This is a genomic window from Rhizobium sp. RAF36, from assembly GCF_052114105.1.
GTDB lineage: Bacteria > Pseudomonadota > Alphaproteobacteria > Rhizobiales > Rhizobiaceae > Rhizobium.
The window spans coordinates 802,425-818,276 of sequence record NZ_JBFREC010000002.1; the positions used below are offsets into that span (position 1 = coordinate 802,425).

Annotated in this window: 15 protein-coding genes; 5 read left to right on the forward strand and 10 right to left on the reverse strand. The window is 61.5% G+C overall.

Going from position 1 to position 15,852, the window contains the following annotated elements; genetic code table 11:
* Positions 1-6 precede the first annotated feature (6 nt).
* Positions 7-615, reverse strand: coding sequence for an energy-coupling factor transporter transmembrane component T family protein (locus AB4Z25_RS09860; RefSeq protein WP_112537151.1), 609 nt, complete (start codon positions 613-615; stop codon positions 7-9).
* Positions 615-1,289 carry an ABC transporter ATP-binding protein gene (locus AB4Z25_RS09865; RefSeq protein ID WP_112537351.1) on the reverse strand — a complete coding sequence of 225 codons (675 nt, stop codon included), beginning with the start codon at positions 1,287-1,289 and terminating at the stop codon, positions 615-617. Before AB4Z25_RS09865 ends, AB4Z25_RS09860 begins: the two co-directional genes overlap by 1 nt.
* A gap of 98 nt (positions 1,290-1,387) precedes the next feature.
* Between AB4Z25_RS09865 and AB4Z25_RS09870 the strand changes: the two genes are divergently transcribed.
* Together AB4Z25_RS09870 and AB4Z25_RS09875 are read left to right on the forward strand one after the other, a co-directional pair.
* Positions 1,388-2,578: a winged helix-turn-helix domain-containing protein gene (locus AB4Z25_RS09870; protein WP_112537152.1), complete on the forward strand. Its 1,191-nt coding sequence runs from the start codon at positions 1,388-1,390 to the stop codon at positions 2,576-2,578.
* A 118-nt stretch (positions 2,579-2,696) separates the two neighbouring features.
* Complete coding sequence (locus tag AB4Z25_RS09875; protein ID WP_442207952.1) at positions 2,697-3,098, forward strand: KTSC domain-containing protein; 402 nt, start codon at positions 2,697-2,699, stop codon at positions 3,096-3,098.
* Here the strand turns inward: AB4Z25_RS09875 and ribB are convergent.
* The 3 genes from ribB to AB4Z25_RS09890 all read right to left on the reverse strand — a co-directional run bounded on the left by ribB (position 3,076) and on the right by AB4Z25_RS09890 (position 8,628).
* Positions 3,076-4,179, reverse strand: coding sequence for a 3,4-dihydroxy-2-butanone-4-phosphate synthase (gene ribB, locus AB4Z25_RS09880; protein ID WP_112537154.1), 1,104 nt, complete (start codon positions 4,177-4,179; stop codon positions 3,076-3,078). The genes AB4Z25_RS09875 and ribB overlap by 23 nt on opposite strands.
* A 10-nt stretch (positions 4,180-4,189) precedes the next feature.
* Positions 4,190-5,287 carry a chorismate synthase gene (gene aroC / locus AB4Z25_RS09885; RefSeq protein ID WP_112537155.1) on the reverse strand — a complete coding sequence of 366 codons (1,098 nt, stop codon included), beginning with the start codon at positions 5,285-5,287 and terminating at the stop codon, positions 4,190-4,192.
* Between the two features lie 164 nt (positions 5,288-5,451).
* Entirely contained in the window at positions 5,452-8,628 is a 3,177-nt protein-coding gene (locus AB4Z25_RS09890; protein WP_112537156.1) for an EAL domain-containing protein, read from the reverse strand.
* A 244-nt stretch (positions 8,629-8,872) separates the two neighbouring features.
* Here AB4Z25_RS09890 and AB4Z25_RS09895 point away from each other — a divergent pair, with 244 nt between their 5' ends.
* Complete coding sequence (locus AB4Z25_RS09895) at positions 8,873-9,133, forward strand: DUF1344 domain-containing protein (protein WP_112386465.1); 261 nt, start codon at positions 8,873-8,875, stop codon at positions 9,131-9,133.
* A 6-nt stretch (positions 9,134-9,139) separates the two neighbouring features.
* On the opposite strand, the gene AB4Z25_RS09900 is transcribed toward AB4Z25_RS09895, so the two are convergent.
* The 4 genes from AB4Z25_RS09900 to AB4Z25_RS09915 all read right to left on the reverse strand — a co-directional run bounded on the left by AB4Z25_RS09900 (position 9,140) and on the right by AB4Z25_RS09915 (position 12,586).
* A complete protein-coding gene (locus tag AB4Z25_RS09900; protein WP_112537157.1) occupies positions 9,140-9,730 on the reverse strand; it encodes a histidine phosphatase family protein in 591 nt (196 codons plus the stop codon).
* Positions 9,731-9,756: 26 nt separating this feature from the next.
* The gene (fabI, locus tag AB4Z25_RS09905; protein ID WP_112386463.1) at positions 9,757-10,575 is read right to left on the reverse strand and encodes an enoyl-ACP reductase FabI; all 819 of its coding nucleotides are present in this window, start codon (positions 10,573-10,575) and stop codon (positions 9,757-9,759) included.
* A 122-nt stretch (positions 10,576-10,697) separates the two neighbouring features.
* The gene (locus tag AB4Z25_RS09910; RefSeq protein WP_112537158.1) at positions 10,698-11,885 is read right to left on the reverse strand and encodes a J domain-containing protein; all 1,188 of its coding nucleotides are present in this window, start codon (positions 11,883-11,885) and stop codon (positions 10,698-10,700) included.
* A 242-nt stretch (positions 11,886-12,127) separates the two neighbouring features.
* Positions 12,128-12,586: an RT0821/Lpp0805 family surface protein gene (locus tag AB4Z25_RS09915; RefSeq protein WP_112537159.1), complete on the reverse strand. Its 459-nt coding sequence runs from the start codon at positions 12,584-12,586 to the stop codon at positions 12,128-12,130.
* A gap of 66 nt (positions 12,587-12,652) precedes the next feature.
* Here AB4Z25_RS09915 and pdxH point away from each other — a divergent pair, with 66 nt between their 5' ends.
* On the forward strand, positions 12,653-13,273 hold the full coding sequence (pdxH, locus tag AB4Z25_RS09920; RefSeq protein WP_442207953.1) for a pyridoxamine 5'-phosphate oxidase: 621 nt from the start codon (positions 12,653-12,655) through the stop codon (positions 13,271-13,273).
* Positions 13,274-13,277: 4 nt separating this feature from the next.
* Here pdxH and AB4Z25_RS09925 read toward each other — a convergent pair whose 3' ends face one another.
* The gene (locus tag AB4Z25_RS09925) at positions 13,278-14,324 is read right to left on the reverse strand and encodes a polysaccharide deacetylase family protein (RefSeq protein WP_442207954.1); all 1,047 of its coding nucleotides are present in this window, start codon (positions 14,322-14,324) and stop codon (positions 13,278-13,280) included.
* Positions 14,325-14,545: 221 nt separating this feature from the next.
* On the opposite strand from AB4Z25_RS09925, the gene AB4Z25_RS09930 reads away from it, so the two are divergent.
* On the forward strand, positions 14,546-15,823 hold the full coding sequence (locus AB4Z25_RS09930) for a D-alanyl-D-alanine carboxypeptidase family protein (protein WP_442207955.1): 1,278 nt from the start codon (positions 14,546-14,548) through the stop codon (positions 15,821-15,823).
* Positions 15,824-15,852 lie beyond the last annotated feature (29 nt).

Sequence of the window (15,852 nt, forward strand, 5' to 3'; positions counted from 1 at the left end):
GATCGGTTAACTGACATGCCGCCGAATGCCGCGCGCGTCAATTGCCGCGGCAATGTTATCCGCATCTCTGAGCGTCAGGATGATGAGCGGCGCCAGCATCGTCACCGGACGCACCTTGATGCCGCGCGCCGCATGCGCTTCCCTGATCGCCTGATAGCGGCCGAGAATCTCGGGCACGAAACGCACGACGAGGCCGACCGCCAGCCCGACATCGTTGGCCTGCACCAGCCTTCGCCGCTCGAGCGGGCGGGCAAGCAGGGTGATCTCGTCGATGAATTCGGCGATCGCCGTCGTTGCCGTCACCGCAGCGGCAAAGAACATCAGCGACGTCAGCCTGAGAAGCGCGACGATGGCGCCGTGCCAGGGATTGAAGGCAAGACTGAACAGCGCGACGATGCCGATCGTCAGCAGCACCGGTTTCAGCCGCTGCAGTGCCTGGGCAAAGGGAATGCCGAGCCGGAAGTAAACCCCGGCGGCTGCCAGTACGGCGATCGACAGCAGCGGAATATCTCGCGTCGTGAACAGGATGATGCCGAGGATCGCCAGCACCAGCAGCTTCGCGCGCGCCGGCAGGCGGTGCATGAAGCTCTCTCCCTCGACATAAAGCGATTGCATCAGCCAGCGATCTCCCGGTAGCGGGCGATCGCCTCTGCCGCCGGCGCGTCGGCGGCAAGCTGGCCCTCATGGAAGACCAGCACGCGGCCGAAACCGGCAATCAGCTCTAGGTCATGGGTGATGACGATGGCATTCTCCGGCAGGCCCTCAATCAGCCGCTGCACCAGCGCCCGGTTCTTGAGATCCAGCTGGTTGGTCGGCTCGTCGAGGATCAGGATATCGGGCCCGGTGACCAGCACCGAGGCGAGCGCTGCGATCTGCAGCTCACCGCCGGAAAGCTCGTGCGCCCGGCGGCTGCCGAGATGGGCGGCGCCGAAACGCGCCAGAACAGCCTCGACCTTTGCCTCGATCTCGGATTTCGGCACGCCGCGGCTCTTCAGGCCGAAGGCAATATCGTCCTTCACGATCGGCAGGATGATCTGGTTCTGCGGCTGCTGGAAGATGAAACCGACATCGCCAAGCGCGCCGCGCTCATCGGCCGTATCGCGGCCGTTGACCAGCACGCGTCCGGCCGTCGGCTTGGCAAGTCCGTTGATCAGCCGGGCGAAGGTCGTCTTGCCGGAGCCGTTCAGCCCGATCACGCCGATGCGGTTTTCGGCAAGCTGCAACGTCAGCGGCTGCAGTGCCTGCCGTGCGCCGTAGCTGACCGCAGCGCCTTCGAAACGGATGTCCAAATTCAGTCCCTCATAGATCAGGCGCAAGCTTCTACAGCGGCGGCGCGGAAAGTGCAAAAGCGGGTGGCTAGGAAGATTTTCCGGCATATGATGAGGTCATGACGAATCTGCTCTCGAATGCCGATGCCCGCCGCGTCTTCATTGCCAAGCAGGGGCTGAGCGCACCGCCGAACCGCGCCTTGACCAAGGACGGGCTCTTGCAGCTCATCCACGATCTCGGATTCGTGCAGGTCGATAGCATCCAGACGGTCGAGCGCGCCCATCACCAGATCCTGTTCTCCCGCAACCAGACCTACCGGCGCGAACACCTGACCTCGCTTCTGGAAAAGGACGGCGCGCTGTTCGAACACTGGACGCATGACGCCTCGATCCTGCCGAGCGCCTTCTTCAAATACTGGAAGCACAAGTTCGTCCATCAGGAGGAAGTGCTGGTCGAGCGCTGGCGCAAATGGCGTGGCGAGGGTTTTGAGGATGCCTTCGAGGAAACCTACGATCGCGTCGTCGCAAACGGGGCCATCCTCGCCCGCGATATCAAGGCGGATGGCCATGTCTCCGGCGGCTGGTGGAACTGGCATCCGAACAAGACGGCGCTCGAATATTTCTGGCACACCGGCAAGTTCGCCATCGCCGGGCGCTCGAACTTCCAGAAGATCTACGACCTCGTGGAAAGGGTCATCCCGGACGAGTTCCGCGAGCCCGAAGTCGATCGCGAAGAGTTCATCGACTGGGCCTGCCGCAGCGCGCTCTCCCGCCTCGGCTTTGCCACATCAGGCGAGATCGCCGCCTTCTGGAACCTGATTTCCCCCGAAGCCGCCAAAGCCTGGGTGATCGCCCATCGCGAGGAGCTCACCGAAGTGGTTATCGAACCGGCGCTCGGCGGCAAACCGCGCCCGTCCTGGGCGCTTGCCGAGTTTCCGGCGATGATAGACGGCTACCCGGATGCGCCGCCGCGCATCCGGGTGCTCAGCCCCTTCGACCCGATGATCCGCGACCGCAACCGCACCGAACGCCTCTTCGGCTTCTTCTACCGCATCGAGATCTTCGTTCCGGAGCCGAAGCGCGAATACGGCTACTACGTCTTCCCGCTGCTGGAGGGCGACAGGCTCATTGGCCGCATCGACATGAAGGCTGACAGGAAGAAGGGCACGCTGGACGTGAAGCGTCTGTGGCTGGAGCCGGGTGTGCGGGCCTCGGCCGGACGTCTCGACAGGCTCGCTGCCGAGCTCGACCGCGTCGCCCGCTTCGCCGGCGTGGAGCGCGTGATCCTTGCCGATGGCTGGCTCGGATAGATGATGCCAATCGTTTGAATTTTAAGCAGTTTTTTCGAAATTACTCGACGTTAATCTTGACGCCGGTTTACCATGCCCGTGCCAAACTTGTTAAGCACCGTTCCCCTACGGTTGGCGCATGAAAACGCACCTCATCAGATATGCCGCATGGTTGGCTTGGAACGACCTGGGCCGCAGGGTCAGGGCTCTGATCCGCAACCGCCGCGACGCCCGTGCCGCGGCGGCCTCAACGCTCTCGCCGGGCGAACAGCGAGAGCCGATGAAGCCGGTCGCGGTAAAGTCGGCGCTGATCGACGCGGTTTATTTCAGTCAGGAGGATGGCCGTCTTCGCGTCTGCCTCAGCAATGGCGAGGACCGGACCTTCGAGGGCGTCAACGAGGCGCATGTGATTGCCATGGTCACCTCGCAGTCGCCGGGCAAGTATTACATGCGCAACGTCCGCCCCGCTTCAAGCGTATCGCCGCCTGAGCGCGGGCGAATAGGCGCATTTTCTGTGATCAGCCGAGTTCAGTCTTGGTGATCTTGATCCCAAAACCCTCAAGCCCGACATAGTGCCGCTCGCGGCTGGTCAGAAGCTTGATCGAGGTCACGCCGAGATCCTTCAGGATCTGTGCGCCGAGACCGATTTCCAGCCATTCGCTCTCGCGCGTTGCTGCTTCGGCATGCGCCTCGCGGCCCTGGCTGCGAGCCTTGCGGCCGTTGTCGATATGGCCGACACCGACGGAGCCTTCGCGTAGATAGACGATGATGCCGCGGCCTTCCTCGGCGATCTTCTGCATGTAGTGGTCGACAGGGCTCTTCTTGCCGAACAGATCTTCGGCAACGTTCTCCGGATGCAGGCGCACCGGAATGTCGATGCCGTCGCGGATGTCGCCGAAGACGACTGCGAGGTGCTGCATCGGATCCCAGGGAAGCGAATAGGTATGGGCCTTGGCCTTGCCGAACGGGGTTTGGATCTCGAAGCTCGCGCCGAGCTCGATCAGCGTTTCCTTGCGCTGGCGGTAGGCGATCAGGTCGGCAACCGACACCTGCTTGAGGCCGTGTTCCTCCGCAAAGCTGCTTACCTGCGGACCGCGCATGACGGTGCCGTTGTCGTTGACGAGCTCGCTGATCACGCCGATCAGCGGCAGGCCGGCAAGCCTGCAGAGATCGACGGCTGCTTCAGTATGGCCGGAACGCATCAGCACGCCGCCCTCGCGGGCAACCAGCGGGAAAATGTGGCCCGGCCGGACGAAATCGGCGGCACCGACATTCGGGTTGGCGAGGTTGCGCACCGTCAGCGTCCGGTCGTCAGCAGAGATTCCCGTCGTCGTGCCGTGCTTGAAGTCCACCGAGACCGTGAAGGCGGTCGTATGCGCCGAGTCGTTTTCGGCGACCATGGCATTGAGGTTCAGGCGCTTGGCCTCTTCCTTCGGCATCGGCGTGCAGACGATGCCCGAGGTGTGGCGCACGATGAAGGCCATCTTCTCCGGGGTACAGTGGACGGCGGCGACGATCAGGTCGCCTTCGTTCTCGCGGTCGTCGTCATCCATGACAACGACGATTTCGCCGGCTTCGAAGGCCCGGATGGCATCGACGACGCGCTTCTGGTCATAAGGCATGGAGCAATTCCTATTTCAGCCGGCCGGTCTGGCCACGGTCGCGGAGGTAATGATCTGCAATGGCGCAGGCAACCATCGCCTCGCCGATCGGCACGGCGCGGATGCCGACGCAGGGGTCGTGACGGCCCTTGGTGCGGATATCGACATTCTTTCCGTCGGCATCGATCGACTGGCGCTCGGTCAGGATCGAGGAGGTCGGCTTGATGGCGAAGCGGGCGATGACGGGTTGGCCGGTGGAAATGCCGCCCAGGATGCCGCCTGCGTGGTTGGAGAGGAACAGCGGATTGCCGTCATTGCCCATCCGCATCTCGTCGGCATTCTCCTCGCCGGTGATTTCGGCCGCACCAAAGCCGTTGCCGATCTCGACGCCCTTGACGGCATTGATCGACATCAGCAGCGAGGCGATGTCCTGGTCGAGCTTGGCATAGATCGGTGCGCCAAGACCGGCCGGAACGCCTTCGGCAATGACCTCGACCACCGCACCGACGGATGAGCCGCTCTTGCGGATGCCATCGAGATACTCTTCCCAGACGGGCACGATTGCGGCATCAGGTGCGAAGAACGGGTTCTGATCGACCTCAGCCCAATCCCAGTTCTGCCGGTTGATCTTGTGCTTGCCGATCTGGATCAGCGCGGCGCGCACCTTCATCTCGGGAACGACGAGGCGGGCAATGCCGCCGGCGGCGACACGCGCCGCAGTCTCGCGCGCCGAGGAGCGCCCGCCGCCGCGATAGTCGCGGATGCCGTATTTCACATCATAGGTATAGTCGGCATGGCCGGGACGATACTGACGGGCAATCTCGCCGTAGTCTTTCGAGCGCTGGTCGGTGTTCTCGATCAGCATCGAGATCGGCGTGCCCGTGGTGATCATCGTCTCGCCATCGGCATCCAGCATCACGCCGGAGAGAACCTTGACCAGATCGTCCTCGCGGCGCTGCGTCACGAAACGCGACTGGCCGGGTTTGCGCTTGTCGAGCCAGACCTGAATGTCCTCGAGCTTGAAGCGCAGGCCGGGCGGCGTGCCATCGACGACGCAGCCGAGTGCCGGACCGTGGCTTTCGCCCCAGGTCGTGACGCGGAAAAGATGACCGAATGTGTTGTGCGACATGTGTTACCGACCAATGGGCGCCGCCTAGGCCGTCGCCGGCAGCGCCAGACTTCCAGAAATTCGCGGTCACTCATAGGCCAAAAAGCAAAGCGGGCAAACGCCTTTCTTTGCCGAAAAGCGGCGCAATCTGAGAATGATGTTTCTGCAATTTGGAAACGATGGGCTTACGAGGCGAGGCGCCAGGCAGTGCCGAGTGCAGCCTGCGTGAAGTCTTCGAAGGCGAGCGGCCGCGAGAAGGCATAACCCTGCAGGATATCGCAGCCGAGATCGCGCAGCATGTCGGCATGGTCGATGCTCTCGACGCCTTCTGCCACAGTCTCGACGCCGAGTGAGCGGGCGATGTCGATGATCGAGCGCACCAGCGTGCGTTCCTGCGAGGAGTGAAGGATCGGCTGGACTAGCTGGCGGTCGATCTTCAGCCGCTTCGGCTTCAGCTTCAGCAGCGAGACGATCGAGGTGTGGCCGGTGCCGAAATCGTCGATCTCGATGTCGATGCCGAGCGCCTTGATCCGGTCGAGGTTCTGGGCGGCGACGTCTTCGCTCTCGTCGAGGAAGATCGATTCCACCAGCTCGAAGGAGAGTTCGCCCGGGCGGATATGCAGGTGGCTGAGCGATTCGAAGAGGCTGCCGTCATGCAGGCGCCGCGCCGAGACGTTGACCGAAACCTGCGGCACGAGGAGACCATGGGCCGCCCAGCGCATCTTGTCCTTCAGCGCGGTTTCCAGAACGATGCTGTCAAGCGTCTGCACCACGTTGATCTCGTCGGCAATCCGCAGGAACTTGTCCGGCGTCAGCACGCCGCGGGTCGGATGGTGCCAGCGCACCAGCGCCTCGACGCCGGTCAGCTTCATCGTGCGGGCGCAGAACTGCGGCTGATACCAGGCGGTGAATTCGTTGTTGTCGATACCGGCGAGGATCTCGTCGGCGGTGCGCTTGTTGTTGATGATGTCGGCCTGGAGGTTCTGGTTGAAGAACTCGTAGCGGTTCCGGCCCATGCTCTTGGCGCGGTAGAGCGCGATATCGGCATTGATCAGCATCTTGCGCGCATCGACATGGATGCCGTTGGCCAGCGCGATACCGATCGATACGCCGCAGCGGCAGGAGAAGCCCTGGAAGTCGATCGGCTGGCGCATTTCCTCGATGACGCGGCCCGCAAGTTCAGCCATGTCGACGTCGCTGACGTCATGCGCCAGGATCACGAACTCGTCGCCGCCGATGCGCGCCACGAGATCGCTGCCGCGCACATTCTTCGACAGCACCTTGGAAGCATGCACCAGCATCGCATCGCCTGCGGCGTGGCCGAGCGTGTCGTTGATTTCTTTGAAGCGGTCGAGGTCGATATGCAGGATCGCGAATTTCTGGCGCTGCGAGCGCGCGTCGATCGTCAGGCTTTCCAGCGCGATATCGATCTTGCGGCGGTTGGCGAGGCTGGTCAGCGGGTCATGCAGCGAATTGTGCTCGATGCGGTTCTTGGCAAGTTCAAGCTCGATATTCTTGGCAACCGCCTCGTCCTTGGCGGCCTTGAGTTCCGCCGTCAGCAGCGCGTCCTCGGTGACGTCGAAGGCAACGCCGATGACCTTGGTGGCGCCCGAGGGCGTCTGATGCACCTTGCCGGTGGACCGGACGTAGCGAACGCCGCCGTCGGGGCAGGGGACGCGGCAAATCAGCGTATGCGTATCGCCCGGCTGGTTGAAGAAGCGTGAGGCCTCGACCGCGGCCGCGCGATCGTCCGGATGGATGCAGGAGAGCCAGAGATCTTCGGTGACGAAGCCGTTGCGCGGAGCCAGGCCGTAGAGCTCGTGCATACGCTCGTCCCAGAGCGAACCCTGGTTACCGACCGTGGCATCCCAGATGCCGCACTGATAGGCGTCGAGCGCCAGATCCAGCTTGCCGGACACTTCGGTCAGCTCGGCTTCGCGCCGCGAGATCTCGTCGAGCGCCAGTTCCAGCTCGGCATTCTTGATGTCGCTGGTGTTCTTTGCCCGGCGCAGCGTATCGGCCGCTTCCGCATCGGCGGTTACGTCGGCGACGATGCCGATCGTCCGGCCAACACCGCCGGCGTCGGTATAGAACGAGCCGACTGAGCGCAGATGGCGGACCGTGCCGTCTGCGAGGAAGATGCGGTACTGCGCGGTGCAGGAGGTGCCCGCCACGCTGCAATTGAAGAAATGCGCCTCGGCGATCGGCCGGTCTTCGGCCGCGATCTTCGAAAGCCAGCTTTCCAGCGGGTGGCTTCCTTCGCCGGTCCCTTCGCCGTGCAGCGCCGAAGCGCGGCCGTCCCAATAGAGACTGTGACCGCCGTCCTCGAGTTCCCAGATGCCGATATTGGAGGAATCGAGCGCCAGATTGAGGCGCTGCGACAGCTCGAGCAGCTTCACCTCGCGGCGTTCCAGCTGCGAGATGTTGCGGTTGCGCTCGCCGAGCAGCAGGGTTGCGAAGAAGATCGGGATGATGATCACGCAGCCGGCGGTGATGATGATGACCCTGAGCTGCGACTGGTTCGGCGGCGCTTCCTCCCAGCCGGTCATCGGCACGGCCGACAGCTCCCAGCGTCCGCCGGCAAAGGCGATCTTGCGGCGCAGCGGCTGTTTGTCGAAAACATCGGTGTCGCCGAAGAAGGGCGCTGCCGAATCGGCCGCTGCCGTCCCAAGATCGCGCACCGCGATCGCCAGGTGATCGAGATGCGGATAGCGCTCCTGGTTCTCGCTATTGCGCGCCGGCTTTAGGCCGGTGTTCTCATAGAACATGTCGCGGTCGATGGTGACCTCGACGGCGCCCCAGATCTTCCGCTGCCCATCTTCCTTGACGAAGATCGGGAAGAAGATCGCAAACGCATCCTTGCCTTCGGATGTCTTGATCGGGCCGTAGAAGCGTGCCTGCTGGTCGCCGGTATTGCGGGCGACCGATTGCATGCCCGAAAGCACTTCGCGCACATCCTTGCCGATCCGCGACTTGTTGGACTGCGGCGGGTAGACGTTGCTGACGATAAAGCCGGGGGCGACGGCGACGTTGATGAAATGCGGGTTCTGGATCAGCAGCCAGTTGATCTGCCGCTCCATCTCCTCGGCATTCGTGCGGGCGCTCAGCGAAATCATGTTCGAGAGGTCACGGACGATGGTGATGTCCATGTTGATCTGTGCAGCCATGCGGGCGCGAATCAGATTAGTCTCGTTTTCCGTGCGGATCTGCAACTCGCGCAGATGCGCGGCAGTATTGGCGCGATCAAGGGTGATGCCGACAGCAACGATCATGAACGCTACAAAGCCGGAGACCAGCAGCGAAAGCCATGTATTCTTGAAAATTCGCCGCAGTTGCCTGTTGCCGCCCAGCCGGAAAAGCAAAATCAGTCTCCCTTGTTTAACGGCAACTGTAAGAGGAACTTGTTAATTTACGATTTCCTGCAATTTTATATTTCGGACGCCAAAAGAACCGGGGATAATGGTTAATCACTGCTGCTGATTATTGTTAAAATGCTATTCATCAATTGGGCGGCGAAAGCCATTGTTCCGGGCAATTTTTGCCATATTCAGAGGGTTATCTGTGTTCCATAAGATTTTTGAGTCGAGTGTGAAGAGGGTCGCCGCGATGCGTTTTTTTGTTGCCACGCTGTTGGCCACCGCCAGTTTCCTGTCGCCGATCAGCGGTTTTGCTGAAAGCGCCGACGTCGAGGCGACGATCAAGAAGGTCGATACGGCCAATCTCAGCCTGACGCTCGACGACGGCAAAACCTATCAGGCGCCGGAAGAATTCAATTTCGATGGTTTGAAGGCCGGCGTGAAAGTGGTGATCTTCTATACTGAGGTCGATGGCAAGCGCGTCATCAACGACCTCGATATCGTCCAGTAACCGGGATCAGATCCAGCCGATCAGCCGTTCCGCCCTGTTGATCTTCAAGATCCGGTCCTGCGGAATGTCGCCTTCGGCGGCTTCGTGCTTCGGCACATCGGCAATCATCTTGAAAAGACTGCGAATGACGCCGCCATGCGTCACGCAAACCGTTGGTTTATCAACAGAATTTAGCCAGGACGCAATTCGCCACGACATGATCTCGTAGCTCTCGGCGTCGTCGCCGGGCGGAATGAAATCCCATTTGTTGAGGTTGCGCTCGGTGACGCGATCACGCTGCGTCGCCTTCAATTCCTTGATCGTCGAGCCTTCCCAATCGCCGAAGGAAACCTCGACTAGCCGTTCGTCGGTGCGGTAGGCCTTGGGATCGACGCCCATGGCCTCGCGGATGATTTCCATCGTCTGGCGGGTGCGGGTCAGCGGGCTGGCAACGAAGTCGAAGGGGATACCTTCGACCTTCAAAATCTCTCCGAGATCGATGCCGTTCAGCCGCGCTTGTTCGCGGCCGATGGGGTTCAGCGGAATGTCCTTCTGTCCCTGGAGACGGCGTTCGGCATTCCAATCGGTCTGGCCGTGTCGGACCACATAGATAAGCACGGCATGTCCCGTTTCTTGGAGTTCGGTCAGTCCTTGATAACCGAAATATCGGGCGCGTCCACAGCCTTCATGCCGATGACATGGTAGCCGCTGTCGGCGTGGTGAACTTCACCGGTGACCGAACGCGACAGGTCGGACAGCATATAGAGGCCGACGTCGCCGACTTCTTCGATGGTAACCGTGCGGCGCAGCGGAGCGTTGTATTCGTTCCACTTCAGGATGTAGCGGAAGTCGCCGATGCCGGATGCTGCGAGCGTCTTGATCGGGCCTGCGGAGATCGCGTTGACGCGGATGTTCTTCGGTCCGAGGTCGACGGCCAGATACTTGACGCTGGCTTCGAGAGCGGCCTTAGCAACGCCCATGACGTTATAGTTCGGCATCACCTTCTCGGCACCGTAGTAGGTGAGGGTGAGCAGCGAACCGCCATCCGTCATCAGCTTCTCTGCGCGGCGTGCGACCGAGGTGAAGGAGAAGACGGAGATCTGCATCGTCTTGTTGAAATTGTCGGCAGAGGTATCGACATAGCGGCCGGTCAGTTCGTCCTTGTCGGAGAAGCCGATGGCGTGAACGACGAAATCGATCTTGCCCCACATCTTTTCGACATTGGCGAAGACTTCATCGATAGTGGATTCGTCGGAGACATCACAGTGGCCGGCCAGAACGCCGCCGAGTTCGGCAGCCAGCGGCTCTACGCGCTTCTTCAGCGCCTCGCCCTGATAGGTGAAGGCGATTTCGCCGCCCTGTGCATGAATAGCCTTCGCAATGCCCCACGCGATCGAGCGATTGTTCGCAACGCCCATGATGACGCCGCGCTTGCCTGACATGAGGCCTGTTGCTTGAGCCATATTTTGCCCCCTAATGAACCAATTCAAACGTGCCTATGGCATAGGCAGCTAATCGGTTCAAGATTGCGAGCAATCATCAACTGTTAGGGATCGTAACAAAGGGTGCTCTTGTCACGAAAATTTCACAGGAAAAGCCCTTCGCGCATGCTTCTCATCAGGTCGGTGACTTTATCGTCAGGTTTTTCCCACAGAATAATGCGCAACTCGACGACGAGATCGCCTTTCGCGCCGTTGCCGTCAGGCAGGCCCTGGCTCTGGACGCGGATCGATTTGTCCGATCCGGACCATGCCGGAACGCTGACCCGGACCTTGCCGTCAGGCCCGTCGATCTCGGCTTCCGTGCCAAGCACGGCGTTTTCGATCGTCAGCGGCAGAACCGTGTGCAGATCGTAGCCGTGCACCGTAAATTTCGGGTCGGATGCGATGCGCACGCTGATTACAGCGTCGCCGCGTTGCATGTTCGGCAGTTTCAGGCCTTGACCCTTGAGGCGGATCTGCTGGCCATCGGTCGTCCCTGAGGACAGCGTGAAGCTTGCCTCCTGGGCTTCGCCCAGCTGAACGGTGATACGGTTGCCTTTCAGGATGTCTTCGATCGTCACGGTCGCCTGGGCAAACTGGTCCGGCGCCTTTTCGGGTGCCGGGGCGGCCCCGGTGAACCGGCGCACCAGCGATGTCAGAATGCTGAAGGGCTGCAATATGTTGGCCGCTGCTGCAGCGGCAGTCGCGTCAACGCTTTCGACATCCGGTTTGGCTGTGTCCGGTTCGCTCCTGGGGGCGGCCTCAGGTTCGGCAGGCTTTGGCCTTGCCTGGGATTGAGCCTGCTGTTGCTGAGCCTGACCGGTCGCGCCGGCGCCTGCAGTCTTGGCCTGCGCGTTCGCCCCGAAGATGCGCTCGACGACGTCTTCGGCACTTTCGGCGCCTGCGGCCTTCTGTTTCTGCGCTTCCTCGGCTGCGGCCTTGGCCGCCTTTTGGGCGTTGGCGCGCGCCAGCTCTTCCATCACGCGTTCGGCATTTTCCTGCGCCTGTTTGGCGCGGATAGCCGCTTCGCGCGCCGCCTGGCGCTGCTGCATGATGGTTTCGCCGCTGACCTTCGCCGCTGCCATGCGCGCCGCGGTGTCGAAGAGGCTTCGCTTCTTCGGATCCTTCAGCGTTTCATAGGCACGGCCGACCTCGGCGAAACGCGCCGTGGCGTTCGGGTCGCTCTGATTATGGTCAGGATGAACCGCCTTGGCCATATTGCGCCAGGCAGCCTTGATTTCGTCAGTTCCTGCGTCCCTCTGGACGCCCAAGACCTTATATGGATCGCGCATAGTAATCCGCCGGTGTCCGATCCGGCTGCCACCTCTTGGCAACCGGAAGCCCAATAACAACTCTTTGCGCGCCATCCGGTTCAACCGGACCTCGCGCTTATGGGCTGGATCGTGCGGCAGAGTTGCTAATCACTTATTATTTTCGCCGCCGGTGCCGGTGGCTTTCGCGGCAAATGGTTATCGTTCTGCTAAGCATTGTCATGCCGCAGTCACACGCATTAAGCATTCCTGTGGAAAAAGGTTCAGCCTTCCGGCTGGAAGCTCAAAAGCTGCCAGTTGCCGCCGCCGACCAGGCAGGTCTTGCCCATGAACTTGGCAATGCCGTCATAGGAGTGGCGGGTGGTGCGGAACTGCCGGCAGACCTGGCCGGAATCGTTGTTCTCGACGATCGTGTCGATCACGCCGGCGCTGCCGGTCGAGGCGTTGGCCCAGGCCAGCGGCTGCGCGCCGACCTTGCCGACATCAGCGGAGGTCACGGCGTTGCGCACGGTCATTTCGTCTGAAAGCGTATCGGTGCTCGGCGGATTCTGCGGCACGGTGCCGGTTGAGACGGAACGGTCGACCTTGGAATCGCTGAGGAAGTCAAAACCACCGGTCATGCAGCCTGACAGCGAAAGTGTCGCCATGCCGATGAGAAAGAGCGAACCGCTGCGGCGCAGGAAGCCCTTTGTATGGTGAGTTGACTTTGCTATGACTTCCACCCTGTGTCCTGTCCAGTCGTGAATAGCTGGGCATTTAACCTGATAACCCGGGGCATTTGAGCTAATATGTCGGCAAATGAGTTAACAAGCAGTGACTTTACCGAACGCGGCGAACCATTCAAGCTTTTCGCGGAATGGCTGAAGGAAGCCGAGGCTTCGGAGGTCAACGATCCCAATGCTGTCGCGCTGGCAACCGTCGATGAGGCTGGTCTTCCCAATGTCCGCATGGTCCTCCTGAAGGGATTCGATACCGCAGGCTTCGTCTTCTACACCAATTTCGAGAGCCAGAAAGGTCGCGAAATCTTGGGACAGCAAAAGGCGGCCATGTGCTTCCATTGGAAGACGCTGCGCCGCCAGGTGCGTTTGCGTGGTCCGGTGGAAGTCGTAACCGACGAAGAGGCCGACGTCTATTTTAAATCGCGCGCCCGTGGCAGCCGCATCGGTGCCTGGGCATCGAAACAGTCCCGTCCGCTCGAAGGCCGCTTCGCACTTGAGAAGTCGGTTGCCGAATATACCGCCCGTTATGCGATTGGTGAAATTCCGCGCCCTGCCTATTGGTCCGGTTTCCGTATCAAGCCCGTTACGATCGAGTTCTGGAAAGACCAGAATTTCCGTCTCCACGACCGCATCGAGTTCCGCCGTGCGGAGCCCGAGGGGGATTGGGAAAAGGTCCGGATGTATCCGTAACCTCTTATTTTCCCATCAGTTTCAGGGGAATGCCTGAGGCCAGCGCCGAGACGTAGCGCGGCTTCTGGTAGAGGCCGTTCAACGACAGACGCGGCAGGTAATGGGTGCCGCCGGATAGCCCGGTCCTGATAACGCCGGGTTGCGTCGTCACAGACACCGTGAAGCCGAGCCCGGCGGCAATTGCCGCCTCGCGTTGCGTCGCCGCCTCCCGGGTGCCGTAAGGAAAAGCGACCGTCACGGGCCGATGGCCGGTAACCACTTCTACGTGATCGGCCGAAATCCGCATCTCATCGCGAGCGTCAGCTTCCGGCAGCCGGGCAAGTGCGCGGTGACTGATCGTGTGCGCGCCAAGCGAGGCGAGGGGGCTCGCCTCCAGCAGGTTGAGTTCGGCCTCGCCCATCACCAGATCATCGACGATGCCGAGCGGATCGATCTCGTGCTGCCGCGCCAGCGCGTCGAGCCGCGCGATCGCCGCCGTCTCGTCGGTGCTATGGAGAAAGGCCGCAAATCTCGCGAATGCCGCGTATTGATCGGCCGGATTTTCGAGCGTGAGCACCTCGTCGCCGCTCCCGAAATCGAAATGCAGCAGATCGGCGCGGCGCAACAGCAGTGTCAGCGTTTCCCACCAGATACTGTGCGTGCGCTCGGTCAGGCCCTTGGCCACGAAGATCGTGAACGGAGCCTCGTGCTTCTCGAAGATCGGATAGGCGTGGACGAGATTGTTGCGATAACCGTCGTCGAGCGTGAAGGCCGCAAAGGGCGCATCGCCTGCCGGTGCAGAGAGCAGGGCAGAGACGTCCGACAGCGCCACAAAGCGATAGCCATCCTTCGTCAGCCGCGACAGCGCAGCATCGAGGAATTCCGGCGTGATTTCCAGATGCGCATTGGGTTCGAAGTCATGCGCCTCGTGAGGGCGGACATGGTGCAGGGTGAAGATGGCGCCACGGCCGCGCGCGCCACGCATCAGTCGCGTAGCGCTGATCAGATGCGCCGCTTCAAGGCCCGCGGTGATGGCGGCCTTTTTCACCCTTTTTTTCCACAATCCCTGCATGTCAGCTCCGTGAAAGGTCCGGACCCTACCAATTCTGGTGTTAAACCTTGCTGAAGATTGCTTTTCGGACTGAAATCTTTACGTTTCCTTCACCACGGGTGGAAAAAACTCAGAGAACCAGTGTTCGTTGCCTCAAAGTCGCGCCAAAGTGCGGGCTTCTGTCACAGAACGGGACACATTTTGGCAATGCTGCGCGCGCGTGGCACCTAGAGGGGAAATCCATGAACAGGCTGTTGGCCACACTCTTGACTGCGACGCTTGCCTTTTCGGCACCCGTTGCGGCGATCGCCGGCAACGCCTCTTTCATCCTCGATGCCCGCACAGGCAAGGTCCTCGCTTCCGAAAATGCCGACGTGCTGAACCACCCGGCATCGCTGACCAAGATGATGACCCTCTATCTCGCCTTCGAAGCGATCAATCGCGGAAAGCTGAGCTGGGATAGCCAGATCGTCATGTCGAAATATGCAGCCAGCCGCCCGCCGACGAAACTCGGTGTCCGCCCCGGCGGCACGATCACCGTGCGCGAAGCGGTCTATGGCATGATCGTCAAGTCGGCCAACGACGCTGCCGCTGCCATGGGCGAAAAGCTTGGCGGTTCGGAAAGCAACTTTGCCCGGATGATGACGCAGAAGGCGCGTCAGCTCGGCATGAGCCGCACTACCTTCTACAACGCCTCGGGCCTGCCCGACGCTCGCCAGGTGACGACGGCCCGCGACATGTCGACCCTCGGCGTGGCGCTGATCCGCAATTTCCCGAAGGAATACCAGCTGTTCTCGGTGGCTTCATTCAATTTTCGCGGCAAGATGATCCGCGGGCACAACAATCTCATGTACCGCTACGAGGGGATGGACGGCATCAAGACCGGCTATACCAATGCCTCCGGCTTCAACCTCGTCAGCGCCGTGCGCGATGGAAACCGCCGCGTCGTCGGCGTCGTTCTCGGCGGCCGCACGGCCCGCAGCCGCGATGCCCAGATGGCAGCGTTGCTCGACAAATATCTCGACCGCGCATCGGGTGGCGCCAAGCTGGTTGCCAGCGCCGGCAGCAAGCCGCAGCCGGCCGCTCCCGTTGAAGTCGCTTCCGCTGCCGATGATGGCGATCTGCCGGTTCCGGTGAACGCACCGCGCGCCCAGGGCGATGCCGAGGCGATCCCCTTCGCACTCGGTTATAGCGGCACCACCGTTCCACTCGACCGTCCGGCTGCTCTCGACAAGATGGGCAAGGGCGGCAAGCTGCAGGCATCGTCCAGCGGCTGGCAGATCCAGATCTCCGCAGCGCCAAGCGCCGAGGCCGCACAGGCCCTTCTGGCGCAGGCCAAGACCGAAGGCGGCGCGGCACTGAAATCCGCCTCGCCGTTGACGGAAGCCGTCGGCTCCGGCGCGAGCGCCGTCTACCGCGCCCGCTTCACCGGCTTCGGCAGCCGCGATGCCGCCGCCGCTGCCTGCGACGCCCTGAAGAAGCGCTCCTATGACTGCGTGATGGTCGGCGGCAACAGCTGATCGAGACTGGACAACAGCCGGGAATCACG

Bases quoted from the DNA above. Each gene is read 5' to 3' on its own strand.
- fabI (WP_112386463.1), bottom strand. From the start codon at position 10,575: ATGGCTCAAGCAACAGGCCTCATGTCAGGCAAGCGCGGCGTCATCATG.
- AB4Z25_RS09860 (WP_112537151.1), bottom strand. From the start codon at position 615: ATGCAATCGCTTTATGTCGAGGGAGAGAGCTTCATGCACCGCCTGCCG.
- AB4Z25_RS09925 (WP_442207954.1), bottom strand. From the start codon at position 14,324: ATGCAGGGATTGTGGAAAAAAAGGGTGAAAAAGGCCGCCATCACCGCG.
- aroC (WP_112537155.1), bottom strand. From the start codon at position 5,287: ATGTCGCACAACACATTCGGTCATCTTTTCCGCGTCACGACCTGGGGC.
- AB4Z25_RS09895 (WP_112386465.1), top strand. From the start codon at position 8,873: ATGCGTTTTTTTGTTGCCACGCTGTTGGCCACCGCCAGTTTCCTGTCG.
- AB4Z25_RS09910 (WP_112537158.1), bottom strand. From the start codon at position 11,885: ATGCGCGATCCATATAAGGTCTTGGGCGTCCAGAGGGACGCAGGAACT.
- AB4Z25_RS09875 (WP_442207952.1), top strand. From the start codon at position 2,697: ATGAAAACGCACCTCATCAGATATGCCGCATGGTTGGCTTGGAACGAC.
- AB4Z25_RS09870 (WP_112537152.1), top strand. From the start codon at position 1,388: ATGACGAATCTGCTCTCGAATGCCGATGCCCGCCGCGTCTTCATTGCC.
- AB4Z25_RS09930 (WP_442207955.1), top strand. From the start codon at position 14,546: ATGAACAGGCTGTTGGCCACACTCTTGACTGCGACGCTTGCCTTTTCG.
- pdxH (WP_442207953.1), top strand. From the start codon at position 12,653: ATGTCGGCAAATGAGTTAACAAGCAGTGACTTTACCGAACGCGGCGAA.
- ribB (WP_112537154.1), bottom strand. From the start codon at position 4,179: ATGCCTTATGACCAGAAGCGCGTCGTCGATGCCATCCGGGCCTTCGAA.